This window comes from Herbaspirillum sp. BH-1, assembly GCF_002870055.1.
GTDB classification, from domain to species: domain Bacteria; phylum Pseudomonadota; class Gammaproteobacteria; order Burkholderiales; family Burkholderiaceae_D; genus Herbaspirillum; species Herbaspirillum frisingense.
Map to the genome: position 1 here is coordinate 19,257 of NZ_PKOI01000019.1, position 25,717 is coordinate 44,973.

22 protein-coding genes are annotated in these 25,717 nt (G+C 64.4%); 15 read left to right on the forward strand and 7 right to left on the reverse strand.

What is annotated here, in order from left to right; translation table 11 throughout:
* Positions 1–57 precede the first annotated feature (57 nt).
* The 4 genes from urtA to HBH1_RS20370 form a co-directional block, all read right to left on the reverse strand.
* Positions 58–1,311 carry an urea ABC transporter substrate-binding protein gene (gene urtA, locus HBH1_RS20355; protein ID WP_102664133.1) on the reverse strand — a complete coding sequence of 418 codons (1,254 nt, stop codon included), beginning with the start codon at positions 1,309–1,311 and terminating at the stop codon, positions 58–60.
* Between the two features lie 416 nt (positions 1,312–1,727).
* Positions 1,728–2,555 (reverse strand): ferritin-like domain-containing protein, encoded by an 828-nt coding sequence (locus HBH1_RS20360; RefSeq protein ID WP_102664134.1) that lies wholly within the window; start codon positions 2,553–2,555, stop codon positions 1,728–1,730.
* Positions 2,556–2,702: 147 nt separating this feature from the next.
* On the reverse strand, positions 2,703–4,424 hold the full coding sequence (locus tag HBH1_RS20365; RefSeq protein WP_102664135.1) for a sensor domain-containing diguanylate cyclase: 1,722 nt from the start codon (positions 4,422–4,424) through the stop codon (positions 2,703–2,705).
* Positions 4,425–4,446: 22 nt separating this feature from the next.
* On the reverse strand, positions 4,447–5,733 hold the full coding sequence (locus HBH1_RS20370; RefSeq protein ID WP_369878634.1) for an ABC transporter substrate-binding protein: 1,287 nt from the start codon (positions 5,731–5,733) through the stop codon (positions 4,447–4,449).
* Between the two features lie 480 nt (positions 5,734–6,213).
* Here HBH1_RS20370 and HBH1_RS20375 point away from each other — a divergent pair, with 480 nt between their 5' ends.
* Positions 6,214–7,437, forward strand: a complete 1,224-nt coding sequence (locus HBH1_RS20375; protein ID WP_102664137.1) for a Bcr/CflA family multidrug efflux MFS transporter — start codon at positions 6,214–6,216, stop codon at positions 7,435–7,437.
* A gap of 43 nt (positions 7,438–7,480) precedes the next feature.
* Here HBH1_RS20375 and HBH1_RS20380 read toward each other — a convergent pair whose 3' ends face one another.
* The gene (locus HBH1_RS20380) at positions 7,481–8,491 is read right to left on the reverse strand and encodes an alpha/beta hydrolase family protein (protein ID WP_102664138.1); all 1,011 of its coding nucleotides are present in this window, start codon (positions 8,489–8,491) and stop codon (positions 7,481–7,483) included.
* Between the two features lie 10 nt (positions 8,492–8,501).
* Complete coding sequence (locus tag HBH1_RS20385; RefSeq protein ID WP_233207663.1) at positions 8,502–9,311, reverse strand: AraC family transcriptional regulator; 810 nt, start codon at positions 9,309–9,311, stop codon at positions 8,502–8,504.
* 460 nt (positions 9,312–9,771) lie between these two features.
* On the opposite strand from HBH1_RS20385, the gene HBH1_RS20390 reads away from it, so the two are divergent.
* The 13 genes from HBH1_RS20390 (at position 9,772) to HBH1_RS20450 (ending at position 23,179) form a co-directional block, all read left to right on the forward strand.
* Entirely contained in the window at positions 9,772–10,467 is a 696-nt protein-coding gene (locus tag HBH1_RS20390; protein ID WP_102664140.1) for a FadR/GntR family transcriptional regulator, read from the forward strand.
* Between the two features lie 97 nt (positions 10,468–10,564).
* The gene (locus HBH1_RS20395) at positions 10,565–12,226 is read left to right on the forward strand and encodes an ABC transporter substrate-binding protein (RefSeq protein WP_006464619.1); all 1,662 of its coding nucleotides are present in this window, start codon (positions 10,565–10,567) and stop codon (positions 12,224–12,226) included.
* A 154-nt stretch (positions 12,227–12,380) separates the two neighbouring features.
* A complete protein-coding gene (locus HBH1_RS20400) occupies positions 12,381–13,334 on the forward strand; it encodes an ABC transporter permease (protein WP_102664141.1) in 954 nt (317 codons plus the stop codon).
* 1 nt (position 13,335) lies between these two features.
* Positions 13,336–14,241 carry an ABC transporter permease gene (locus tag HBH1_RS20405; RefSeq protein ID WP_006464617.1) on the forward strand — a complete coding sequence of 302 codons (906 nt, stop codon included), beginning with the start codon at positions 13,336–13,338 and terminating at the stop codon, positions 14,239–14,241.
* Positions 14,238–15,329 (forward strand): ABC transporter ATP-binding protein, encoded by a 1,092-nt coding sequence (locus tag HBH1_RS20410; RefSeq protein ID WP_102664142.1) that lies wholly within the window; start codon positions 14,238–14,240, stop codon positions 15,327–15,329. The genes HBH1_RS20405 and HBH1_RS20410 overlap by 4 nt, the downstream gene beginning before the upstream one ends.
* Complete coding sequence (locus HBH1_RS20415; RefSeq protein WP_102664143.1) at positions 15,322–16,320, forward strand: ABC transporter ATP-binding protein; 999 nt, start codon at positions 15,322–15,324, stop codon at positions 16,318–16,320. The genes HBH1_RS20410 and HBH1_RS20415 overlap by 8 nt, the downstream gene beginning before the upstream one ends.
* 66 nt (positions 16,321–16,386) lie before the next feature.
* Complete coding sequence (locus tag HBH1_RS20420; protein WP_102664144.1) at positions 16,387–17,592, forward strand: amidase; 1,206 nt, start codon at positions 16,387–16,389, stop codon at positions 17,590–17,592.
* Positions 17,579–18,094, forward strand: coding sequence for an ureidoglycolate lyase (locus tag HBH1_RS20425; protein WP_199181631.1), 516 nt, complete (start codon positions 17,579–17,581; stop codon positions 18,092–18,094). Before HBH1_RS20420 ends, HBH1_RS20425 begins: the two co-directional genes overlap by 14 nt.
* Before the next feature lie 147 nt (positions 18,095–18,241).
* Positions 18,242–19,138 carry an EamA family transporter RarD gene (gene rarD / locus HBH1_RS20430; RefSeq protein WP_102664146.1) on the forward strand — a complete coding sequence of 299 codons (897 nt, stop codon included), beginning with the start codon at positions 18,242–18,244 and terminating at the stop codon, positions 19,136–19,138.
* A 40-nt stretch (positions 19,139–19,178) separates the two neighbouring features.
* Complete coding sequence (gene ettA, locus HBH1_RS20435; protein WP_102664147.1) at positions 19,179–20,846, forward strand: energy-dependent translational throttle protein EttA; 1,668 nt, start codon at positions 19,179–19,181, stop codon at positions 20,844–20,846.
* 174 nt (positions 20,847–21,020) lie between these two features.
* Positions 21,021–21,299 carry a hypothetical protein gene (locus HBH1_RS20440; protein WP_102664148.1) on the forward strand — a complete coding sequence of 93 codons (279 nt, stop codon included), beginning with the start codon at positions 21,021–21,023 and terminating at the stop codon, positions 21,297–21,299.
* A 237-nt stretch (positions 21,300–21,536) separates the two neighbouring features.
* Positions 21,537–22,451: a ketopantoate/pantoate/pantothenate transporter PanS gene (locus HBH1_RS20445; RefSeq protein ID WP_006464609.1), complete on the forward strand. Its 915-nt coding sequence runs from the start codon at positions 21,537–21,539 to the stop codon at positions 22,449–22,451.
* Positions 22,452–22,588: 137 nt separating this feature from the next.
* A complete protein-coding gene (locus HBH1_RS20450; RefSeq protein WP_006464608.1) occupies positions 22,589–23,179 on the forward strand; it encodes a putative pterin-binding protein in 591 nt (196 codons plus the stop codon).
* 30 nt (positions 23,180–23,209) lie between these two features.
* Here HBH1_RS20450 and HBH1_RS20455 read toward each other — a convergent pair whose 3' ends face one another.
* Entirely contained in the window at positions 23,210–24,850 is a 1,641-nt protein-coding gene (locus HBH1_RS20455; protein ID WP_102664149.1) for an acyl-CoA synthetase, read from the reverse strand.
* Between the two features lie 181 nt (positions 24,851–25,031).
* Here HBH1_RS20455 and HBH1_RS20460 point away from each other — a divergent pair, with 181 nt between their 5' ends.
* Positions 25,032–25,706, forward strand: coding sequence for a Crp/Fnr family transcriptional regulator (locus HBH1_RS20460; protein ID WP_077237306.1), 675 nt, complete (start codon positions 25,032–25,034; stop codon positions 25,704–25,706).
* The last annotated feature ends 11 nt before the right edge of the window (positions 25,707–25,717 follow it).

Sequence of the window (25,717 nt, forward strand, 5' to 3'; positions counted from 1 at the left end):
TTCGATACGCCGCGTATCGAAGGAGCTCCGAAAGAACGCCTTGCAACTACAACAAGCTTAGTTCTTCTGCTTGCTTTCGTTACCCGGGATGTACGGGCTCCACGGTTGCGCGCGGATGGTGGTCTTGGTCTTGTAGACCACGTTGAACTGACCGTCGGCCTTGATTTCGCCGATCATCACGGGCTTGTGCAGGTGGTGGTTGGTCTTGTCCATTTCCAGCGTGTAGCCCGACGGTGCCTTGTAGGTCTGGCCACCCATGGCGGCGATCACCTTGTCGGTGTCGGTGGACTTGGCCTTTTCCACGGCCTGCGCCCACATGTGCATGCCGACGTAGGTGGCTTCCATCGGGTCGTTGGTCACGACGGTATCGGCGTTGGGCAGGTTCTTGGCCTTGGCGTATTCCTTCCACTTCTTGATGAAGGCGGTGTTGACCGGATTCTTGACGGACTCGAAGTAGTTCCAGGCAGCCAGGTGGCCCACCAGCGGCTTGGTATCCACGCCGCGCAGTTCTTCTTCACCCACCGAGAATGCCACCACCGGCACGTCGGTCGCCTTCAGACCGGCGTTGCCCAGTTCCTTGTAGAAGGGCACGTTGGAGTCGCCGTTGATGGTCGAGATCACGGCAGTCTTGCCACCGGCCGAGAACTTCTTGATGTTGGCCACGATGGTCTGGTAGTCGGAGTGACCGAAGGGGGTGTAGACCTCGTCGATGTCGGAGTCCTTCACGCCCTTGCTGTGCAGGAAGGCGCGCAGGATCTTGTTGGTGGTGCGCGGGTAGACATAGTCGGTCCCCAGCAGCACGAAGCGCTTGGCGCCGCCACCTTCCTTGGACATCAGGTACTCGACCGCAGGGATGGCCTGCTGGTTGGGCGCAGCACCAGTGTAGAAGACGTTCTTCTCCAGCTCTTCACCTTCGTACTGCACCGGGTAGAACAGCAGGCTGTTCAGTTCCTTGAAGACCGGCAGCACCGACTTGCGCGACACCGAGGTCCAGCAACCGAACACCACCGACACCTTGTCCTGCGAAATCAGCTGGCGAGCCTTTTCTGCGAACAGCGGCCAGTTGGAAGCGGGGTCAACGATCACCGGTTCCAGCTTCTTGCCCATCACGCCGCCGGCGGCGTTGATTTCGTCGATGGTCATCAGGGCCACGTCCTTCAGGGACGTTTCGGAGATGGCCATGGTGCCCGACAGCGAGTGCAGGATACCGACCTTGATGGTGTCGGCCGCGAAGGCGGAGGGCAGCCAGGAGGATGCGGCCAGTGCGAATGCGCCCAGTGCGGTGGCTTTCAGTACGGTACGACGTGACATGTGGTGCTCCCTCGAGAAAAGTTTTGGAAGATTTTTTTCACTGCCCAGTCGCTTTAGCAGAATGCGTGCCAATGGCGCGCTACGGGCGCAGGCCTGCATCAAAGCGGGGCGGGAGGAGACGGCGAGAGGGAGAAATGTTGTCAGCCGGAACAGATTTGCGCACCAAAGGCGAGCGCAATTGTCGACAGCGTCATGGTGTAACGGCAATATTCACCAAGCTGGCGCTTCTTGATGCCCGATCTTGGGGCAGGTCGCCAGGCGCCAGCCCAGGCGGGTTTGGCGTGATTTGGAGAGGATCGCACCGGGCTGCAGGCGGGCCGTCAGGATTGTTAACAATGGGATCCGGCCGGATGCGGGGTACTGCACTTCATGGGCTCCTTGCGGCCCCTGCAGCCGGACCATCCATTGCAGGGCGTTCAGCGCAACAGCACGTGCTGCATGAATTGCCGCAGGGGAAACTCGATCATGTTCTGCAGCGCCACCGGCAGCTCCAGCGGCCGCATGATCATCTTGATGGTGGTCTCGGGTTTGAGATTGACGCGCACCGTGCGGCTCATGCGCGAGGCCAGTTCCTTGAGCCGCGCCGGGTCGGCTGCCAGCTCCGGCTTGTGTACCATCACCACATGGCGGATGGCGCAGTCGGCGTCCTCATTCTTGAGTTCCAGCGTACGCCGGCTCAGGGTGCCGAAGACGCGCGAGCGGCCGATGTTTTCCTGGCGGCGGTAACGGCGGAAGTACTGGTAGAAGTGCTTGTAGTGGTTGACTTCGTCAGTGGCGATCAGGCCCGCCAGGTGCTTGAGCACAGGCTCGTCCGTGGCACGCGCCAGGGCGCGGTAGTAGGTGGAGGTCCCGGTCTCGACCACGCAGCGCGCCGCCAGCTCCTGGGCGCGGGTGGGTTCGAGCAGCTCGACCTTGCAGTAACCGGAATACTCGTCGAGGAAGCTTTGATAGGCACGCTGCCAGTCGAACTCCGGCCAGACGTGTTCGACATAGGCGCGCAGCGCCGCGCCGTGTTGCAGTTCTTCCTTTTCCCATTGTTCGCGCAACCAGCTCTCGACCTCGGCATCGCCCTTGTAGTATTCCACCAGGTTGTGCGTGTAGAGGTCCGAACCGCTTTCCACGAAGGAGGCGCAGGCGACCAGATAGAACAGGTCTTCATCGTGGCGTACGCGCGCCAGATCAATGCGGTTCAGGTCGATGTCTTCGATGGTCCAGTGTTTTTTTTCTTGGCGACTCGGGTTCATCTGCTATACCTCTCTCAAGGGTGACGGGTTGGCATAGCGGTATGATGCAGCGCGCGGTCAATGGTTCAGGGCGGAACAGCCGCGCTTTATCAAACTTTACAAAGCGACTTCCATCGTCAGCGCTTTGTCAGCAGGCAGGCGCCGGAATCACAGGTTGCGCGTGGCATCGCTGCCCAGCACCACCCGGTTGCGGCCCTGGTATTTGGCGTGGTACAGCGCCTGGTCGGCAATGCGCACCACCTGCTCGGCGGTGGTGCTGTCGTCAGCCTGCAGGGCGGCCACGCCGATGCTGGCGGTGATGTAGCCGGAGGGCGAATCGGCATGCGGCAGCTTCAGTTCGAAGATGGCCTGGCAGATGTTCTCGGCCTGCTGCAGGGCATGCGCGGTATCGCTCTCGGCGATGATGACGCTGAACTCCTCGCCACCGTAGCGGGCCACCAGATCGGTCGCCCGGCGTGAACTCTTCTGCAGCACCCGCGCCACGATGCGCAGGCATTCGTCACCGGCCACATGGCCATAACGGTCGTTGTATTTCTTGAAGTAATCCACATCCAGCATCAGCAAGGCCAGCGGATGACCGGAGCGCACCGAGCGCCGCAGCTCATTGACCAGCACCTCGTCGAAGCGCCGCCGGTTGGCCACGCCGGTCAGGCCATCGGTGGCCGAGAGCGCTTCCAGCTTGCGGTTGGCGCGCTCCAGTTCGCGCGTGCGCAGCGCCACCTGCTGCTCCAGTTCTTCCTTGTTCTGCTGCAGCTTGCCGGCCATCTCATTGAACTTGCGCGAGAGCACGGCGATCTCGTCGCCCCCTTCCTGCGCCACCCGCACCGTGGTATCGCCGCTGCCGGCTTCCTTCATGGCACCGACCAGCCGCTGCAGCGGCACGCTGATGCTGCGCGCGATCAGTGCCGAGAGCAGCAGCGAGACCGCAAAGCAGCCCAGGCCGATGGCGATGATCTTGTCGCGCACCGAACGGGTATCGGCGTTGAGCTTGTCGCTGGGCGTGGTACTGACCACCCACCACGACGAGTGCGGCAGCTTGGCGATGGCGGCGTAGTAGCGTGTCTTGTCCAGCCCGGTATAGGCGATGAAGTCGCTGGTGCGCCGTTGCGACAGGCTTTCCGAGATGCTGCTCAGCAAGGCCGGATCGGCGGTGCTGGCGCTGCCGTCGCGCCCCTGCACCACCACCGTGCCATCGCTGGCGTCGACGATGAAGATGCTGGAGTCATAGCCCAGTTCCACGCCCTCGAAGATGCTGAAGAAATAGCTCGGCCTCACTCCCACGAACAGATAGCCGGCCGGGCGGTTGTTGCCGGTAAAGCGGATCTCGCGCAGCATGGCCACGCTCTTCTGGCCGTGGCCGGCGTGATAGAGCGTCCACCAGGCGCGCCCACCCAGGTCGGGGGCGTCTTCGGCCACGCGGCTGATGCTGCCGGCCAGCGGCGCGAAGATCTGCGGATCGATGACCTGGCGCCGCCGGTCCAGCAGGTATTTCTGGTTGACGTCAGGCAAGGCCCCATAGGTATCGAGCAGCACCCGGGCCACGCCGCTGCGGGCCGCCGCACTGGCGCCTTCATGGCCGCTGTAGTAGTCGCCCAGCAGGCGCTGCAGCTTGTCCGAGAGCGCCAGTTCCTCGCTGGTGTCCTCGATCTTTTCCATGCGCAGCAGCAGGTTCTGCGAAATCTGCCTGGCTACCTGCACCGAGTAGGTGCGCACCTTGTCCTGGGTCGCGCGGCTGGTCTCACGGTAGGCCAGCAGGCCCGAGATCAACAGCGGCACCAGCGACACCAGGATGAAGGAATTGATCAGCCGATAGCGGATCTCGATCCGGCGCAGGAAACCCAGGGAGAGGAAGTCTAGCCGTCTATGCATGGAACATATCCTGTCTCCCGTCTCACTTGCCCGCCAGGCCGGCCTGTTCGGCGATGGAATCCTGCAGTGCACGCGCGGCCCGGGGCGGGGTCGTACTGCCCGCCAGGACTGCCTGCAACTGCGCGTGCAGGACCTCGATGGTATTGACCGGCAGCAGCGAGTAGTACAGGCCGGGCGCATTGGTGCGCGTCGCGTCGCGTGTCATCTCGTCCACCAGCGCAAACAGCGTCCGGTCGCCCTTGATGTCGCTGGCGATCACGCGGAAGGGCGGGATGTTCTGGCGCTTGCCCTGCCAGATGCTCATGCCCGGGCCATACAGGAAATCCAGGAACTGCGCCGCGACTTCCCGGTGCCTCGCGCTGCTGCCCTGGGCCACGGCAAAACCGGTCTCGCTGCCGATGACCGGCCTGATGGGCTGTCCCTTGTCGTTCCAGGGCGGCACGAAGACGCCCACCCGCATCCCGCGCCCATGCATCAGCATGCCTGCCGCCCAGGTTCCCTGGAAGGTCATCGCCACACGGCCCTCGGCAAACTGGTTCAGGGTGGCATCGTAACCGGCGCGCAGGCAGTCGGCCTGGACCATCTTCTGCTCCACCAGCGTACGCAGGCGACTGAAGATGGAAATGCCCTGCGGGTTGTCCAGCTGCAAGCTGCCATCGGCGATGCGGGCGCGCCAGTCCGGGACATTGGCGGCAATGGCATTGGCAAAGCCATAGCTGAACGGTCCATTGCCCAACATGTTGGGGAAGGCGCCCGACAGGGCCAGGGGCGTGAGGCCGGCCTTTCGCAGCGCTGCGCCAGTCGCCAGGAAGGCCTCGAAGTCGGTTGGCGGCGCCGTGATGCCGGCGCGCTCGAACATGTCGCGGTTGTAGTAGATCAGCGTGGTGGCGATACCCGAGGGGATGCCGTAGCGCCGCCCGCCCGGGGCCGTCCACTCGCGTTGCAGGATGTCCAGCAGATTGTTCCAGGCGCGTGTCTGCCCGAGGTCGGCCAGCATGCCCTGATCGGCCAGCTCGGCGGTGTAGGGGCTGGCGTTGACGGAGATGATGTCGGGCAGGCTATCGGTGGCGGCACGGGGTTTGAGGTTTTCCTCGACGGAATTGCCGATCATGAATTGCAGGTCGATGCGCACGTCGGGATGATCGCGGACAAACGCATCGGCCACCCGATGCATTTCCTCCGACCAGTCCGGCGCCCACACCAGGGCCGTCAGTACCAGCGGTCCGGACGACTCGGCGCGATCGACCGTCTGACTGGCCGCCGGGCCTGCAGCGCCATCATCGCCGCCTCCGCAGGCGGCCAGCAGCAATGCCGCAGCCACCCCAGCAATGACGAGCTTGAGGCCGGCGAGGGTCTGTCCTGTCAAGTCCGCCGGCCAGCCGCCTGATCGATGGCTCCCGACGGGCGCGCGTGTAGTTGATGGCGTAAATCGGCCACGCATTGATTTCCCCTGCGGCAAAGATCTTTTTTGTTCTACAGCAACGTGCCGCACCGTATCGTCGGCGTGTGGCTCGTACTGCGCCTACCTGCCGCTCCTTGCATGGAGTCCCGTGATCTGAAAACGATGGAAACGAGTGTGCCAGCTTTTGCGCGAACCTGCACGAGCGCTGTCTGATTTTATTGTCCGGGCTCAGTTTTTTCTTGGCGGCAAGCTCGCATTACTTGATGCAGTCCGCTGATGGAAGCAGGCCGGCACTTTATAATACGGCCCTCACGCCATCAGGCCGCAGCGGTTCACTTCGTATGATCAACGCCTTCGCGCGCAATGCGGCTGCCTCGACAATTCCACATGCACAACAACGATCAATCGCTCTCGACGGGCAAATTTCCTCCATGGCTGGCAGTCCTGGCCGCGCTCACGGCCATGGGTGCCCTGGCCATCGACATGTACCTGCCCAGCTTCACCGCCATCGCCCAAGACCTGGGTGTGGGGACCAATCTGGTGCAGCTCACCCTGGCCTCCTTCCTGATCGGCCTGGCGGTGGGCCAGATGTTCTATGGCCCGCTGTCGGACCGCTTCGGGCGCAAGCCGCCGCTGTTCTTCGGTATCGCGCTGTACTTCGTCTGTTCGCTGCTGTGCATCTTCGCCCAGAACATCGAGACCCTGATCGTGCTGCGCCTGTTCCAGGGCCTGGGCGGCAGTGCCGGCATGGTGATCCCGCGGGCCATGGTGCGCGACCGCATGGGCGCGGAAGGATCGGCCAAGGCCTTCTCGATGCTGATGCTGGTGTTTGGCCTGGCGCCCATCCTCGCTCCCTTCATCGGTGGGCTGATGCTGGTCTTCGCCAGCTGGCGTGGCATCTTCGTGGTGCTGACCATCTTCGGGCTGCTGTGCATGGTAGGTACGCGTAAATACCTGACCGAAACCGTGGATGTCACCCGGGCCGAACCGCTGCACCTGGGACGCACGCTGCGTCAGTACTGGGGCCTGCTGCGGCATCGCCAGTTCATGTCCTATGTGCTGTGCGGTGGCCTGGTGCAAGCCGGCATGTTTGCCTACATCGCCGGCGGTCCATTCGTGGTGATCGAATTGCACGGCATCAAGCCGCAATACTTCGGCTTCGTGTTTGCCTCCAATGCCATTGGCCTGATTGCTGCCTCGCAGATCAATGCACGGCTGGTGGTCAAGCGCTCGGCCGAGCGCGTGCTGGGCAAGGTGCTGTGGGTGCCGGCCGGCCTCTCCCTGCTGGTAGTACTGATGGTGCTGGCGGGTCTTGAAAGCCTGCCGCTGCTGCTGTTCGGCTTCTTCGGTTTCCTCACCGCCTACGGCTTCACCGGTCCCAACGCCACCGCCATCGCACTGAAGCACCAGGGCCGTCAGGCCGGCACGGCGGCCGCGCTGATGGGGACGCTGCAATTCGGCATGGGGGTGTTGTCCGGCGTGGTGATGAGCCTGTGGCATGACGGCACCGCCTTGCCGCTGGTCTCGGTGATGGCCATCTGCGGTAGCGCCGCCTTCCTGCTGTATCACCTGGTGGCCAAGCATGAGCCGGTGACGCCGGCGGTCCAGTAAGGCCGCGGTCATACTCTCGCTTGTTCATGTGGGATGAGTCGTCTCAGTCGTCTCTCTTGACCAAGGTTTGCCGGAAGAAAGCAACGACCTCTTCGTTGAAGTGGCGATGGAAGTTAGTACGATCAAATCCCGGTGCACTGTTGCAGATCTCGGGCAGGCGCTGGGCCATCATCGGGCTACAAGGCGCAAGAAAATCGAAGTGGCCGGCATGCAATACGACATGGTACTGAGGTGTTGGCGGCAAGGCGCGCAGTACTTCTTCCGCGTACCAGGGATGAGGCAGGATCTGGTCATCTTCGGCCCTCCACAATTGCACGGGAACGCTGACCCCTTGCAACCGGTTGGCGAAGGTAAATCCGAGGGCTGGTGCGGCAATCACCGCTGCCTTGATACGTGCGTCCTGTTCCTGGCGTTCAGGTAGCGGCATGGTCGCCGCCTGCCCGGGCGCGGTTTCCTGTGCAATGAGTTGGCAGGCGAAGTGACGAGGGTGCTGGAGACAGAACGGTGCGATGGATCCCATGTCCGGCTTGCCGCCGATATTGACCAATGCCGTAAATCCTCCTGCGGAAAAGCCAAAGATTCCGATGCGATCGTCATCAATCTGTTCATGATCGCGCCACTGCTGCTGCAGGTAATCCAAGGCTCGGCGCACGTGCGCTGGTCGTTCCAGAATGAAAAGGCGGCGACTCTGATCCAGCGCGTTATCGCCCGGATGCAACACGGCTGCAGCAATGAAGCCGGCTTGCGCAAGCGCGACTGCGGTATCGTAATGTGAAAGATAAGTACCGCCTGTGCCATGCGATATCAGGATCAGTGGATGCTTCCCGCCTGCCATCGTTCCTTCCATGGCCAGGTCTTGCGTGGTCCACCCGAGGCTGACCGTTTGCACGGGCGAACTGGTCGGATACCAGATCGCCAGCTTCAGTACCTGGCCGCGTTCATCGTAGGTAGTTTGTTCCTGGAAACCGACTGTACCAGCCCATGCGTTGGCATAGCCCCACATCCACAACAGCGCCATGAAGGCGCGCAACAAGCGGTTAGTGTTGATGTTCATGGCAAGTTGATCAACGAAGCGCACGAACCGGGATCAGCAAGTCGGTATGTAATGCCTCCTGCGCGACCTCGTGAGGTTGGTTGCGATAGCACTCGATGAGTGGCCTGTCGTCGGGCTCGTAACCGCTGTAGGGAAGCCACAGACTGTAGAGAGCGGCAATGCTGGCATTGATCTGCGTATAGCGGCCTATCACAGTGTGGCAGGCATACGTTCCGGCCGCGATGTCGATGCATTCCATGCCATCGTCAAGCCGATCATCGCTGCTGCGCAATGCCGCTGCGTAGTAGCGGAAGCTCGCGCCTTGGTCGGGGTCGCCATAGCAAACACCATAACGTACCGGCGCAGCGCGCTTGCCCAACAATCGATGCAGCCGTCGATGAGTATGCGCGATGGTACTCGTCGGACCTTCGTGGCGTAGCGCCTGTAGTTGCAAGGTTTCTTGTCGGATCAACGGTACTTCGGGATGGGACGCGTGCTGAGCGAATTTACCTTGCTGTACCGATTGGGTCATGACGGCGATCTTGCGTCTGAATGTACTTGGCGAGTCGCCGGAAAACTGCCGGAAGGCCCGGGTGAAGGCTTGCGGACTCTCATAGCCGCACGCCAACGCAATCTCTGTCACGTTGCCGTCCTGATTGGCTAGCCTCACTGCCGCCATCGCCAGGCGCTGGTGACGTAGCGTATCCATGACGGTTTCTCCCGTGAGGCCGCGGTAAAGGCGATGGAAATGAAAAGGTGAAAAGGCGGCGATGGCGGCCAGCCCTTCCAGGCTGTGCTGTGCCATGGGATCGGCCGCGATCGCGGCGATGACCTTAGCCATGCGTCTGTGATAACGGTGGATTGAGTCGGAGTTCATGGTGCAGTGTAGTCCGACACAGCCAGAGCGACTTAGCGGATCTTGCGCTTTTCGGGAGGCCTGTATGTATACCCAGGCAGATTTCCAGATCTTCGGGCGTCCCGGTCCGGACCGCAGATCAATCCGATACAGTCTCGCGCGTGATGACCATTTCCATGTTGCAGCGCGCATGCGACCCGGCCATGCGCCGGGTCTTTTTGGGCGCGGCCTGCCCGATTTCCGGGATGAGGCCTCACGCATGAGGTGCGTCACTGCATCAATAGCGCTCATGACGCATGGCGCGCCAGCCCTCGTGCGGTTTCCCTGCATGCCTGCTAAGGCCTTGTTGCGCAAGGCTTTGCGGCTTGCGTGGGGGAAGGTGGCACGCTCGTTGCTGTAGAGGTCTTCGCGGTCTGACCAGTCAGGCCAATCCGAGGACGCCACCATGAGCATGCCCAATATCGCAGCACAGACCTTGCAGCGCCAGATTCTCAGCGGCACCTATGCCGCCGGTGAGATGCTGCCCAGCCAGCGCGAGCTGGCCGAGTCGATGGGCATCAGCCGCGCGTCCCTGCGCGAGGCCCTGTCGATGCTGGAAGCGCTGGGCTTCATCCGCTCCGTACCCGGCAAGGGCACCCTGGTCACCGAGCGCCAGGATGGTCGCATCGCACCGCCGCTACCCTCCGTGGGCGAGGAAGACAGCAGCGCCCCCGAACTGGGCCTGGCGGCCGTGTTCCAGCTGCGCCATGTCCTCGAATCGGCGGCCGCCGCGCTGGCCGCGCGCCATATCACCGCCCATGCCACGCCGCGCCTGTGGGGCATCCAGGCCCGCTTCGAGGATGCGCTCAAGAATCTCGACCTGGTCAGCGCTTCGCATGCCGACCTGGAATTCCATCAACTGGTCGCCGAACTCTCCGGCAACCCCGCCTTCGTCCAGGTGGTGCGCCAGTTCGAACGTCCCATCAGCCACAGCCTGCGCGTGCCATTTGCCGATCGCGAACGCATCTGGGCGCCCGCCGTGGAGCACCGCGTCATCGCCGCCGCCATCTCGGCAGGCGACATCGAGGGTGCGCGCCGCGCCATGCAGGAACACATCGCCAATGCCGCCGAGCGGGTCGGTCTCGGTTTTTCCCCGCCCTGATGTCGGCCACCCGCGCCCACCTGGCAAGGTCGCCATCGAGTCCTTTGCGTTTCATCTGTCGTTTCCATCGTCGTCCCTCAACAAGGAAAGCACTGCCATGAAATTTCCCAAGACCGCTACCCTGACGCTGGCCTGTACCCTGGCCTTCGGCACCTTTGCCAGCCTGGCTGCCTTGCCCGCCCACGCCGAAAAGGTGTTGCGCATCGCCATGACCGCCGGCGACATCCCGCGCACGCTGGGCCAGCCCGACCAGGGCTTCGAGGGCAACCGTTTCACCGGCATCCCCATGTATGACGGCCTGACGCAATGGGACCTGTCCAAGGCCGACAAGGCCAGCGAACTGATTCCCGACCTGGCCCTGTCGTGGCAGGTCGATGCCAAGGACAAGACCAAGTGGATCTTCAAGCTGCGTCCCGGCGTGAAATTCCATGACGGTTCGGCCTTCAATGCCGATGCCGTGGTCTGGAACGTCAACAAGGTGCTGGACAAGAACGCCGCCCAGTTCGATCCCAGCCAGGTCGGCGTGACTGCCTCGCGCATGCCCACCCTGCGCGGCGCCAAGAAGATCGACGACCTGACCGTGGAACTGACCACTTCCGAGCCCGATTCCTTCCTGCCGATCAACCTGACCAACCTGTTCATGGCCTCGCCCGCGCAGTGGGACAAGAAGCTGGCCGCCGTGCCGGCCTCGGTGACCGACAAGGCCGAGCGCTCCAAGCAGGCCTGGGCCGCTTTCGCCGCTGACGCGTCCGGCACCGGCCCGTTCCGCATGGCCAAGTTCGTCCCGCGCGAGCGCCTGGAAGTGGTCAAGAATGACGGCTACTGGGACCCGGCGCGCCGCCCCAAGATCGATCGCGTGGTGATGCTGCCCCTGCCCGAGGCCAACTCGCGCACCGCCGCCCTGATGTCGGGCCAGGTGGACTGGATCGAGGCCCCCGCGCCTGACGCGCTGGACGCCATCAAGGCACGCGGCTTCAAGATCTATTCCAATCCGCAGCCGCACGTGTGGCCGTGGCAACTCTCCTTCGTCCCCGGTTCGCCCTGGCTGGACAAGCGCGTGCGCCACGCTGCCAACCTGTGTGTGAACCGTCCGGCCATGAAGCAGCTGCTGGGCGGTCTCATGGGTGAAGCCACCGGTACCGTGGAACCCGGCCACCCGTGGCGTGGCAACCCCAGCTTCCAGATCAAGTACGACCCTGCCGCCGGCAAGAAACTCATGAGCGAAGCCGGCTATTCGGCGGCCAAGCCGCTCACCGTGAAGGTGCAGATCTCGGCCTCCGGCTCGGGCCAGATGCAACCGCTGCCGATGAACGAGTTCATGCAGCAGAACCTGAAGGATTGCTTCTTCGATGTGCAGTTCGACGTCATCGAGTGGAACACGCTCTATACCAACTGGCGCATCGGCGCCAAGGACCCGAGCGCGCACGGTGCCAATGCGATCAACGTCAGCTTCGCCTCGATGGACCCGTTCTTTGCCATGGTGCGTTTCGTCGATACCAAGGCTGCGCCGCCGACCTCCAACAACTGGGGCTTCTACAGCAACCCGGAGGTGGATGCCCTGATCGCCAAGGCCCGCACCACCTTCGATCCCAAGCAACGTGATGCGCTGCTGGCCCAGTTGCACGCCAAGATCGTGGATGAGGCGCCCTTCGTCTGGGTGGCCCACGACACCGGTCCGCGTGCCATCGCCGCCAAGGTCAAGGGCGTGGTCCAGCCGCAAAGCTGGTTCATCGATATCGCCACCATGAGCATGGACTGAGACTGAACCGCGTCAGCGGCGCCACCCTGCACGACCCGGCGCCGCTGACGCTTCCCGTACTTTGACGTTTTTTGCACCTTGACGTTTTCTGCACCATCCCTTGTCTTGTTTGCGGCGCTGGTGCCGCTGATCCCGACCCGTCGCCGGAACCGCCATGATCGCCTACCTCATACGACGCACCCTCTACGCCCTCCCCATCATGCTGGGTGTGGCCTTTCTCTGTTTCATGCTGGTCCATATCGCCCCGGGTGATCCGCTGGTCTCGATCCTGCCGCCGGATGCCTCGGCCGACCTGCAAAAGCAGTTGATGGAACTCTACGGCTTCAACCGCAGCTATCCCGAGCAGTTCCTGAGCTGGGTCTGGCGTGCCCTGCATGGCGACCTGGGCAGTTCGATCGCCACCGGTCGGCCGGTGGCCGCCGAAGTGTTCAAGGCGGTCGGCAATACCTTCATGCTGGCCGCCGGGGCCACCCTGATCGGTTTCGTCTTCGGCTCGCTGTTCGGTTTCGTGGCGGGCTACTTCCGCAATTCCTGGATCGACCGGCTGGCTTCCTTCATCTCGGTGGTGGGCGTCTCGGTCCCGCACTACTGGCTGGGCATGGTGCTGGTGATCGTGTTCTCGTCCAAGCTGATGTGGCTGCCCGCCACCGGCGCCGGGCCCGATGGTTCGGGCGCGTGGGTGTGGGACCTGGAACACATGAAGTACCTGATCATGCCGGCCGTCACCATGTCCTTCATCCCCATGGGCATCATCGCCCGTACCGTGCGGGCGCTGGTGGCCGACATCCTGTCGCAGGAGTTCGTGGTCGGCCTGAAGGCGCGCGGCCTGTCCGACGCCGGCGTGCTGCGCCACGTGGTCAAGAACGCCGCCCCCACCGCGCTGGCCGTGATGGGCCTGCAGCTGGGTTACCTGCTGGGTGGCTCGATCCTGATCGAGACCGTGTTTTCCTGGCCCGGCACCGGCTTCCTGCTGAACCAGGCGATCTTCCAGCGCGACCTGCCGCTGCTGCAGGGAAGCATCCTGGTGCTGGCCCTGTTCTTCGTCGCGTTGAACCTGCTGGTGGATATCCTGCAAACCATCTTCGACCCCCGTATCGAGCGAGCCTGACATGAATCTCACCACCCCCGTCTCCGCCCTCGACACCGCCGATGCGCAGGACGCTACCCTGCGGCGCTCGCGCGGCCACTGGGCCAACGTCGCCGCACGCCTGGTGCGCAACCCCGGTGCCATGATCGCCGCCGGCATCCTGCTGCTGCTGATCTTCGCCGCCGTCGCCGCACCCTGGGTGATGCCCAGTGATCCCTTCGCCACCTCGATGTTTGCGCGCCTGAAACCCATCGGCACCGCCGGTCACCTGCTGGGGACCGACGAACTGGGACGTGACCTGTTCTCGCGCCTGTTGCTGGGCGGGCGACTGTCGCTGTTCATGGGGATCACGCCGGTGCTGCTGGCCTTCGTGATCGGCAGCGCCCTGGGCATCCTGGCCGGTTATGCGGGCGGCTTCACCAATACCGCCATCATGCGCAGCATCGACATCCTCTACGCCTTTCCCTCGGTGCTGCTGGCCATCGCGCTGTCCGGCGCCCTGGGCGCGGGCATCTTCAACGCGCTCACCTCACTGACCATCGTCTTCGTGCCGCAGATCGCCCGCATCGCCGAGAGCGTCACCACCCAGGTGCGGCGCAGCGACTATGTCGATGCCGCACGCGCCTCCGGGGCCGGTGCCTTCACCATCGTGCGGGCGCATGTGCTGGGCAATGTGCTGGGACCGATCTTCGTGTATTCCACCAGCCTGATCTCGGTGTCGATGATCCTGGCCTCGGGCCTGTCCTTCCTCGGCCTGGGCGTGAAGCCGCCCGAGCCGGAATGGGGCCTGATGTTGAACACCCTGCGCACCGCCATCTATACCCAGCCCTGGGTGGCGGCCTTGCCGGGTGCCTTCATCTTCGTGACTTCGATTTCCTTCAACCTGTTGTCCGACGGCCTGCGTTCGGCCATGGAGGTCAAACAATGAGCCTGACTGCCCATCTCCTGAGCGAGGACAAGCAAGACATCGGCGGCCCGCGCCAGCCGCTGCTGGGCGTGCGCGCGCTGCTCAAGCACTTCCCGCTCAAGCAGCAGGGCCTGCCCTTCCAGCGGGGGCCGGCCAATGCGGTGCGCGCCGTCGATGGCGTGAGCTTCGACATCTTGAAGGGCGAAACCCTGGGTGTGGTCGGCGAGTCCGGCTGCGGCAAGTCCACCACCGCCCGCGTGCTGATGCAGCTGATCCAGCAGGACAGCGGCGAGCTGGTGTTTGACGGCCAGACCGTCGGTTCGCGCGCCTTGCCCCTGCGCCAGTTCCGGCGCCAGGCGCAGATGGTGTTCCAGGACAGCTATTCCTCGCTCAACCCGCGCATGACCATCGAGGATTCGATTGCCTTCGCGCCCACCGTGCACGGCCTGCCGGCACGCCAGGCTATCGCCCGCGCCCGCAGCCTGCTGGCACGTGTGGGCCTGCAGCCGGAGCGGTTTGCCGGACGTTATCCGCACGAACTCTCCGGTGGCCAGCGCCAGCGCGTCAATATCGCCCGCGCCCTGGCCCTGGAGCCGCGCCTGGTGATCCTGGACGAAGCCGTGTCGGCCCTGGACAAGTCGGTCGAGGCCCAGGTGCTGAACCTGCTGCTGGACCTGAAGCAGGAGTTCGGCCTGACCTATCTCTTCATCAGCCACGACCTGAACGTGGTGCGCTTCATCTCCGACCGCGTGCTGGTCATGTACCTGGGCCAGGTGGTGGAGGTCGGTCCGGCCGAGCAGGTGTTCGACGCGCCACGCCATCCCTACACACGGGCGCTGCTGCGGTCCATGCCCAGCATGGACCCTACCCGCCGTACTGAGGAAGCCCCGCTGGCGGGCGATCCGCCCAATCCCATCAACCCGCCCTCCGGCTGCCGCTTCCATACGCGCTGCCAGTTCGCGCAGGAAGTCTGCAAGCAGCGCGCTCCCAGTTTCGTCGAGGCGACGCCCGGGCATGGCGTGGCCTGCCTGCGCTATGAAGCGGGCAGCGGCTACGATGCCACCGCCTTCGAGGCCGGCATGATCATCGAGGAGCCGCAACATGGCTGAACAAGGCAAGCAATCCATGGTGCGCCTGCAGGATCTGCGCGTGAGCTTCAAGGCGCCTGGCAAGACCATCCGCGCCGTCAGCGGCGTGGACTTGGAACTGGCCGAGGGCGAGGTGGTGGCCCTGATCGGCGAGTCCGGTTCGGGCAAGAGTGTCACGCTACGCTCCATCATGCGCCTGCACCCCGAAGCACGCACCCGCATCGAGGGCCGGCTGGAAGTCGATGGCCGCGACGTGCTGGCCATGAACGGGCGCGAGCTCTCGGCCCTGCGCGGCGATGCGGTCGCCATGATCTTCCAGGAGCCCCTGCTGGCGCTGGACCCGGTCTATACCGTGGGCGCCCAGATCGTCGAGACCATCCGCCGCCATCGCAAGGTCTCGGCGACCGAGGCCCGCGCCCAGGCGCTGGCGCTGTTCGAAAAGGTGCGCATCCCCAGCCCGGAGCGCCGCCTGGATGCCTATCCGCACGAGATGTCGGGCGGCATGCGCCAGCGCGCCATGATCGCGCTGGCCCTGTCGTGCTCGCCCAAGGTCTTGCTGGCCGATGAACCCACCACCGCACTGGACGCCACGGTGCAGATCCAGATCCTGCTGTTGCTGCGTGAACTGCAACGCGAGCTGGGTTTGTCGATCATCTTCGTCACGCACGATATCGGCGCCGCCGTCGAGGTGGCCGACCGCATCGCCGTGATGTACGCCGGTCGCATCGTCGAACAGGGCCCCGCCGCCCGGCTGCTGACCCAGCCGCGCCATCCCTACACCATGTCGCTGCTGCAAAGCCGCAGTCATGGCGCCATGCAGAAGGGGCAGCGCCTGCAGACCATTCCCGGTGCGCCGCCGGATCTCGCCAATCTCCCGCCCGGCTGTGCCTTCGCCGAACGCTGCGCCCACGCCCGGCCGGATTGCCTGAGCCAGCAACCCCCCGAGCTGAAACTGGATGCGCAGCATGCGGTACGCTGTCTGCGTGCGCAGGAACTGCAGTTCGCCGCCTGAGTGCCGGCTGTTGCCTGCCCTGCATCCCGACTACCCCGAACACTCTGACCTGACAAGGACCTTTGCATGACCGCCGATGCCCACGCTGCTGCTGCTGCCTCCGCCCGCTGTTTCGTCCCCTATCCTCCCGTGCCGCTGGAGAACGCCGCTGCCGGCCCGCTGGCCGGGGTGCGCCTGGCCGTGAAGGATATCTTCGATGTGGCCGGCTACCCCACCGGTTGCGGCAATCCGCATAGGCTGGCCATGTCCGGCATCAAGTCTTCTTCGGCGCCGGCAGTGCAGGCACTGCTGCAGGCCGGCGCCCACTTCGTGGGCAAGGTCTATACCGATGAACTGGCCTTCTCCATGAATGGCAAGAACGCCCACTTCGGCACGCCGCGCAACGGCGGTGCACCCGATCGCATTCCCGGTGGCTCCAGTTCCGGTTCGGCCTCGGCGGTCTCCAACGACCTGGCCGATCTGGCGCTGGGGACCGATACCGGCGGTTCGGTGCGCGTGCCGGCCAGCCATTGCGGCCTGATCGGCTTGCGTCCCACGCATGGGCGCGTATCGCTGGCCGGGGTCATGGACCTGGCCAGCAGCTTCGACACCTGCGGCTGGTTCGCCCGCGACATGGGGGTGTTCAGCCGTGCCGGCGAGGTCTTGCTGGGCCCTGATAGCGCGCCCCTGCCCGAGCAGCCACGCACCATGGTGGCGGCCGACGTGCTGGCCCTGCTGGAGCCCCGTGTGCAGGAGGTGTTTTCGCAGACGCTGGATCGTCTGGCCGGCGTGATCGGCACCCCGCAACCGGTGAAGACCGCCGCGCCTTCCTTCGATACCCTGTACTGGGCCTTCCGCCACATCCAGGGCTATGAAGCCTGGCAGGCCCATGGCGAGCAGATCCGTCGTCATGATTTCCAGCTCGGCCCGGGCGTGGCCGAGCGTTTCTCCTGGTCGGCCACCATCACGCCGCAGCAGATGCAGCAGCATAGTGCGGTGCGCGCCGGCTTCCGCGAAGTCTTCCAGCGCCTGCTGGGCCAGGATGGCGTGCTGCTGTTGCCCAGCGCGCCGGATGTGGCGCCACTGCTGACCGACTCCGAACAGTCCCTGGAAAACTATCGCAACCAGGCCGTGCGCATGCTTTGCCTGGCCGGGCTGTCGGGCTGCCCGCAGATCTCCTTGCCGCTGATGCGCCTGGATGGCGCACCCTTCGGCTTTTCGCTGATCGCGCCGGTCGGCAGCGACCGTTCCCTGATCCGCTACGCCGCGAGACTGATGCATGAGTGCGCCTGAGCCCACGTCGCGGGTGGTGCTGGCGCAACCGCTGACGGCACGGGCCTTTGCGCCCTACGGCGACCTGCTCGCGCCGGGCGAGGCCGGGCGTGAGATCAACTTCGGCACCACCCAACGTTTCGATGACGTGGCCCGGCTGGATGTAGAGGAGCAGGGCGGGCGCGCCTGCGTGGCCCTGTTCCGCACCGACGCGCAGACCCACCGGGCGCCCTATCCCCTGCGCGCCTTCGAGCGCCATCGCCTGGGTAGCCAGAGCTTCATCCCGCTGGGCGCAAGTCGCTGCCTGGCGGTGTTGGCCGGCAGTGGCGACACCCCCGACGAGGCCGCCATCGTCGCCTTCATGATCGAGCCCGGCCAGGGCGTGACGCTGCGGCGCGGCGTCTGGCATCACCCCCTGATCACGGTGGGCGCAGCCGACGTGCTGGTGATCGAGCGCGCAGCGGCCAGCGAGGATTGCCAGGTCATGGCCATGACCACGCGCGTGGAAGTGCGGTTGGGCTGATGCGGCTGACGCGGCTGATGTTGGGCCTGGGCAAGCCGCCCCAGGCGAATCCTGCAATAATGACGGATTGTCACCGCCCCGATCAGTCTTGCGCCTGGTAGCCATGTGCGCTGGTCACGGCCGCCTTCCTTTTTTCCTGTCACCGTCATGCTGCACGCAGTCGCCGCCTCCGTCCTGTGGGGCCTGTTCCCGCTTTACTTCAAGTTGTTGAAGGAGGTTGCTTCCTTCGATATCGTGGTGCACCGGCTGTTCTGGTCCTGCGTGTTCCTGGCGGGTGTGCTGGCCTGGCGGCGACAGTGGCGCTGGCTGGGGGAGGTGGCGCGTCAGCCCAGGGTGGTGGGCGGTTGCCTGCTGTCGGCACTGCTGCTGAGCGGCAACTGGACCCTGTATGTCTGGGCGGTGAATGCCGGGCGCATCGTCGATACCAGCCTGGGTTACTTCATGAGCCCCCTGATGAGCGTCTTCATGGGCTACCTGATCCTCAAGGAGCGCATGCGCCCGCTGCAATGGCTCTCGGTCCTGCTGGCGCTGGGTGCGGTGCTGTGGCTGACCTTCGCCAACGGCAAGCTGCCCTGGATTTCGCTGCTGATCGCGCTGTCCTTCGCCTTCTATGGCCTGCTGCGCAAGACCGCCCACCTGGGCCCGCTGGAAGGCCTGTCGCTGGAAACCCTGCTGATGCTGCCGCTGGTGCTGCTGTTGCTGGGCATCGATAGCCTGCGCGGCAGCAATGCCTTTACCCATGCCTCTACCAGCGCCCAGGTGCTGCTGATGCTGTCCGGCCCCATCACGGTGGTACCGCTGCTGCTGTTTGCCCATGGCGCGCGCCGCATCCCGCTGTCCATGCTGGGCCTGATGCAGTACATTTCGCCCACCATCCAGTTGCTGGGCGGCGTGCTGATCTACGGCGAACCCTTCACCGGCGCCCGTGCCATCGGCTTTTGCGTGATCTGGGCGGCGCTCGCGGTATACTCCGCCGAAGGCTTGTGGCGCTACCTGCGCTCGCGCGCACAAAGCTCGACCGAGCCCGGCGCCGGCAGCGCCTGAACACCGGCTCATCGTTTCCCTCTTACTGGCAACTCATACCATGGCCCAATACGTCTTTACCATGAACCGCGTCGGCAAGATCGTGCCGCCGAAGCGGCAGATCCTCAAGGACATCTCGCTGTCCTTCTTCCCCGGCGCCAAGATCGGCGTGCTCGGCCTGAACGGCTCGGGCAAGTCCACCCTGCTCAAGATCATGGCCGGCATCGACAAGGAAATCGAGGGTGAAGCCATCCCGATGCCCAACCTGAACATCGGCTACCTGCCGCAGGAACCGCAACTCGACGCCGAGAAGACCGTGCGCCAGGAAGTCGAGAGCGCCCTGGGCGAAGTCTTCGAAGCCCAGTCCAAGCTGGACGCCGTCTATGCCGCCTATGCCGAGGAAGACGCCGACTTCGACGCCCTGGCCACCGAGCAGGCGCGCCTGGAAGCCATCATCGCCGCCGCTGACGGCAACAGCCTCAACCAGCAACTGGAAATGGCCGCCGACGCACTGCGCCTGCCGCCCTGGGACGCCAGGATCGGCGTGCTCTCCGGTGGTGAAAAGCGCCGCGTGGCACTGTGCAAGCTGCTGCTCTCCAAGCCCGACATGCTGCTGCTGGACGAGCCGACCAACCACCTGGACGCCGAATCGGTGGACTGGCTGGAGCAGTTCCTGCAGCGCTTCCCCGGCACCGTGGTGGCCATCACCCACGATCGCTACTTCCTCGACAACGCCGCCGAATGGATCCTGGAACTGGACCGTGGCCACGGCATCCCCTGGAAGGGCAACTACAGCTCCTGGCTGGAACAGAAGGAAGCCCGCCTGAAGCAGGAAGAAGCCAGCGAATCGGCGCGTCAGAAGACCATCGCCAAGGAACTGGAATGGGTACGGCAGAACCCCAAGGGTCGCCAGGCCAAGAGCAAGGCGCGTCTGGCCCGCTTCAACGAGCTGTCCGAATACGAATACCAGAAGCGCAACGAGACCCAGGAAATCTTCATTCCCGTGGCCGAGCGCCTGGGCAATGAAGTCATCGAGTTCAAGAACGTCAGCAAGGGCTATGGCGACCGCCTGCTGATCGATGACCTGAACTTCAAGATTCCGGCCGGTGCCATCGTCGGTATCATCGGCCCCAACGGCGCCGGTAAGTCCACCCTGTTCCGCATGCTCGCCGGTCGCGAAACGCCGGATAGCGGCGAACTGGTGCTGGGCCCCACCGTCAAGGTGTCGCTGGTGGACCAGTCGCGCGAAGACCTGGGCAACAAGAAGACGGTCTTCGAGGACGTTTCCGGCGGAGCCGACATCCTCACCGTGGGCCGCTTCGAAATGCCGTCGCGCGCCTACCTGGGCCGCTTCAACTTCAAGGGCGGCGACCAGCAGAAGGTCGTCGGCAACCTCTCCGGTGGCGAGCGTGGTCGCCTGCACCTGGCCAAGACCCTGCTGCAGGGCGGCAACGTCCTGCTGCTGGACGAACCGTCCAACGACCTCGACGTGGAAACCCTGCGTGCCCTGGAAGATGCGCTGCTGGAATTCGCCGGCACCGTGCTGGTGATCTCCCACGATCGCTGGTTCCTGGACCGTATCGCCACCCACATCATCGCCTTCGAGGGTGATTCGCAGGTCACCTTCTTCGACGGTAACTATCAGGAATACGAAGCCGACAAGAAGAAGCGTCTGGGCGAAGAAGCCGCCAAGCCCAAGCGCATCCGCTACAAGCCGGTCACGCGCTGATGGCTCGTTGATCGCCTGATCGATCCGTACCCGGGAAACGCCGCTGGACGTCGCTGACGTCAGCGGCGTTTTTTTTCGGCTGGGATAGCGTGTAAAGAGTTGTAGAGATGCATGACGTGGCCCCTGCCGATGGCTACCATCCCTGCATCACAGGAATCCTCGGGGGAAACGTCGATGAAGACGCGCCAGGTGCTGGCCATCTGTCTGCTGCTGGGTGCTTGCGCCAGTTCGCAACCGGTCACGCAGATCGACAAGGACACCTATCTGCTGGTGGCCAGTTCACGCTGGCACGGCAACGAGGGCGTGGCGCTCCAGGGCCTGCAGCAGGCCGACGACTGGTGTCGCCAGCGCGGGCGCCGCACACGCGTGACCGGCAGTGAGCGCTCCGATGGCGTGATCGGGGTGATGCCGCCCAAGGTGATGTTGACCTTCAAGTGTGATCCATCCCCATAGGAACGGTTCCCATGGCCCGGGAGCGGGCAGAAAACGCCCTGCGCGGGTAGAATCACGCCCTCGCGCCCACCAGGCGCCCGGTCGAGAAGAGGCCGCCGTCCTATCCCGGGCGCGATGATCTCTCCTTCCTCGTTCGCGTCATCCGCGCACCCGATAAAAAAATTCGCGCCACCTGGCTCCCCGGGCTACGTTTGCCATCGGGTCCCAGGACTGTATCCATCATTCATCCGCCCTGACATGCTCGCCACGATTACCCGCCTCTTCCCCGTGTGGGCGCTGCTGCTTTCCGCCGCCGCCTATTTTTCGCCACCGACCTTCACGCCCCTGGGCAAGTACATCACCCAGCTCCTCACCCTGATCATGCTGACCATGGGAGTGACGCTGACGGTGGACGACTTCAAGCGCATCATCAAGCGCCCCGCGCCGGTGGCTGCCGGCATCATCCTGCACTACCTGGTCATGCCGCTGGCCGCCTGGGTCATCGCCAAGGTGCTGCGCATGCCGCCTGACCTGACCGCCGGCATGGTGCTGGTGGGCAGCGTTGCCTCCGGTACCGCCTCCAACGTGATGATCTATCTCTCGCGCGGCGACGTGGCGCTGTCGGTCACCATTTCCACGCTGTCGGCGCTGGTGTCGGTATTTGCCACGCCGCTGCTGACGGAGCTGTATGTGGACGCTTCCATCCACTTCGACGCGCATGCCATGCTCATGTCCATCGTGCAGATCGTGGTGGTGCCCATCGCCGTGGGCCTGGTGCTGAACCTGTTTGCCGGCAACCTGATCCGCCGCATCGAACCCTATCTCTCGCTGGTGTCGATGGTGGCGATCCTGCTGATCATCTCGGCGGTGGTCGCCGGTAGTCAGGCCAGCATCGCCTCGGTGGGCCTGGTGGTACTGGTGGGCGTGATCCTGCACAACGGCCTGGGTTTGCTGGGTGGCTACTGGGGTGGTCGCCTGCTCGGCTTCGACGAAGCGGTATGCCGCACCCTGGCCATCGAGGTGGGGATGCAGAATTCCGGTCTGGCGGCAGCCCTGGGCAAGCTCTACTTCACCCCGGTGGCGGCCTTGCCGGGCGCGCTGTTCTCGGTGTGGCACAACCTGTCGGGTTCGCTGCTGGCCGGTTACTGGCGCGGTCGCCCGCCGCGTGACTGAGTCCTGATGCTCGCCTGATATTCGTCTGATATTCGCCTGATACCACGCGGCCCGCTCCCGGATGGAAGCGGGCCGTTGTTCATGGGCCGTTATGTGCCTACAATCGGCCACATTCATCATCCAAGGAAGGGACCATCATGCAAAAACGCCAGTTCATGCGCCTGGGCGCCACCCTGCTGGCCGCACCGGCCGCCCTGCCGGCGCTGGCTGCGGACAAGAAGGCCGGTGGGTCCGGGCCGGTGTTGCTGACCGTCACCGGCGACATCGGCAACAGCAATCGCGGCGCCCTCGATCCGGCGCTGGACCAGATGATGGCCAAGCAGAAACTGAGTTTCGACAAGGCCTATACCTTCGACTTTGCCGCCCTGTCGGCCCTGCCTTCGGTGGAAATCCACCCCACGCTGGAATACGACCGCCGTCGCCATAGCCTGCGCGGTCCCTTGTTGTCGGAGGTGCTGCGCGTCTGTGGCGCCCCCGCCGCGCTGCAGAACTGCGCCCTGCGTGCCGTGGATGGCTATGCGGTGCTGGTGTCCGCAGCCGACATTGCCAAGTACCGCTTCATCGTCGCCACTCATCTGGATGGCAAGCCGATTCCGCTGGGCGGGCTCGGTCCGCTGTGGGCCGTCTATGACGCCGACAGCTTCCCGGAGATGACCGCGCGCCCCTTGCCGGAACGCTTCGGCCAATGCCCGTGGGGCCTGTACCACATCGCCGTGCGCAAGGCCTGATGCAAGCCTCAGTGAAAGTGTCGACGCGCCTCAGACGTTGATGGCGCTGTCCGACTTCATCCGCTTGCGCAGTTCGAACTTCTGGATCTTGCCGGTGGAGGTCTTGGGCAACGGGCCGAAGTAGATCGCCTTGGGCACCTTGAAGCCGGCCAAGTGGCCACGGCAGAACTCGGCCAGTTCGGCCGCGCCGATGTCGGCACCTTCCTTCAGTTCGACAAAGGCGCAGGGGGTCTCGCCCCATTTCTCGTCCGGCTGTGCCACCACGGCAGCCGCCAGCACGGCCGGGTGACGGTAGAGCACATCTTCCACTTCCACGCTGGAGATGTTCTCGCCCCCGGAGATGATGATGTCCTTGCTGCGGTCCTTGATCTTGATGTAGCCGTCGGCATTCATCACGCCCAGGTCGCCGGTGTGGAACCAGCCACCGGCGAAGGCTTCCTGCGTGGCCTTGTCGTTCTTCAGATAGCCCTTCATGCAGATGTTGCCGCGGAACATGATCTCGCCGATCTCTTCGCCATCGGCGGCCACCGCTTCCATGGTGTCCGGCGAGAGCACTGTCACGCCGCTTTGCAGGTGGTAGCGCACGCCCTGGCGCGACTTCAATACCGCCCGCTGGTCCACCGACAGGCCGCTCCAGTCATCCTGCTCGGCGCAGACCGCCGCCGGCCCGTAGACCTCGGTCAGGCCATAGACGTGGGTCAGTTCGAACTGCATCGCCTCCATCTTGGCCAGCACGGCCGCTGGCGGCGGTGCCCCGGCCACCATCGCCTTGACCGGACCGCGGATGCCGGCGCGCCAGCCCTCGGGCGCATTGGCCAGCGCCGCATGGACGATGGGCGCGGCGCAGTAGTGGGTGATGCCATGCTCGGCGATCAGGTCGAACACCAGCTTGGGCTCGAACTTGCGCAGGCAGACGTTTACGCCGGCGCGTGCGGCGACCGTCCACGGGAAGCACCAGCCATTGCAATGGAACATGGGCAGCGTCCACAGGTAGACCGGATGCTTGGGCAGATCCCATTCGAGGATGTTGGACACCGCATTCAAGGCCGCGCCACGATGGTGGTAGACCACGCCCTTGGGGTCGCCAGTGGTGCCGGAGGTGTAGTTCAGGGCAATCGCATCCCATTCATCGGCCGGCATCTGCCAGTCGAACTGTTCGTCACCGCTGGCCAACAGGGCTTCGTATTCCAGGTGGCCGAAGCGTTCACCCGCCACCGGTGGCGGGCCCAGTTCATCAAAGACTTCGACGATCTTCAGCGCCGGCAATTGCGTGCGCAACTGCTGCGCCAGCGCGGCGAATTCGCTGTCGATCAGCAGCACCCGGGCTTCGCCATGGCGCAACATGAAGACGATGGATTCGGCGTCGAGCCGGATGTTGAGCGCGTTGAGCACGGCGCCGGCCATCGGTACGCCGAAGTGCGCCTCCACCATCGCCGGGGTATTGGGCAGCATGGCTGCCACGGTGTCGTTCTTGCCCACGCCCAGGCCTTGCAAGGCGCTGGCCAGGCGGCGCGTGCGGCGGTAGGTCTGGTCCCAGTCCTGACGCAGTGCGCCGTGGATGATGGCGGTGCGCCTGCCATAGACGGCGGCGGCACGCGCGATGAAATCGATGGGGGTGAGGGCCGCGTAATTGGCGGTGTTGCGGCCGAGGCCGGTGTCGAAATCTGCCATGTCTGTCTCCTAGCGGCGGGGATGGTGGGGCGGCGGCCTTGTGCATTTTTTATCAGCCGCAGATCAGTTCTCTAGGGTAGCACTGAAGCCGGCTTGCGCTTTGTCATCACGACGACAAGGCTGACATGCGACAATGTCCGGCGTTTTCCTCCTTCCTCCAAGCCCCCTCATGAGCAGCAAGATGGCGCAGCTTCTGCAGCAATACGACTGGTTCGCCGCCCTGTCGGCCGAACATCGTGCGCTGGCGGCCGCGACCACGCAATTGTCGCGCTTTGCCGCCGACGCCTTCGTGGCCCGGCGGGGCGAGCGCTCCGATTACTGGATCGGCGTGCACGAGGGCCTCATCAAGCTGGCCGTCTATAACATCGACGGCCGCAGCAGCACGCTGTCGGGCGTACCCGAGGGCGGGTGGTGCGGCGAGGGTAGCGTGATCAAGCGCGAGCCGCGCCGCTACGATGTCATCGCCATCCGCGCCTCGCAGATCCTGCTGGTACCGGCTGATACCTTCCATCGCCTGATGGCCGAGAGCCTGCCCTTCAATGCCTTCGTGATCGGCCAGCTCAACGAGCGCATGGGCCAGTTCATCGCCACCGTGCAGAACGAGCGTCTGCTGGATGTGGATGCCCGCGTGGCACAGGCGATTGCGCAACTGTTCCATCCCATGCTGTATCCACGTACCTCCAAGGTACTGGAACTGTCGCAGGAAGAGATCGGCCTCCTGACCGGCCTGTCGCGCCAGCGCGTGAACCAGGCCATGCGCCACTTGGCCGAACTGGGGCTGGTGGAGATTTCCTACCAGAGCATCCGCGTGGTCGACCTCGATGGCCTGCGCGCCTTCGGCATGGCCTCGCTATGAGGCGGCGCAGC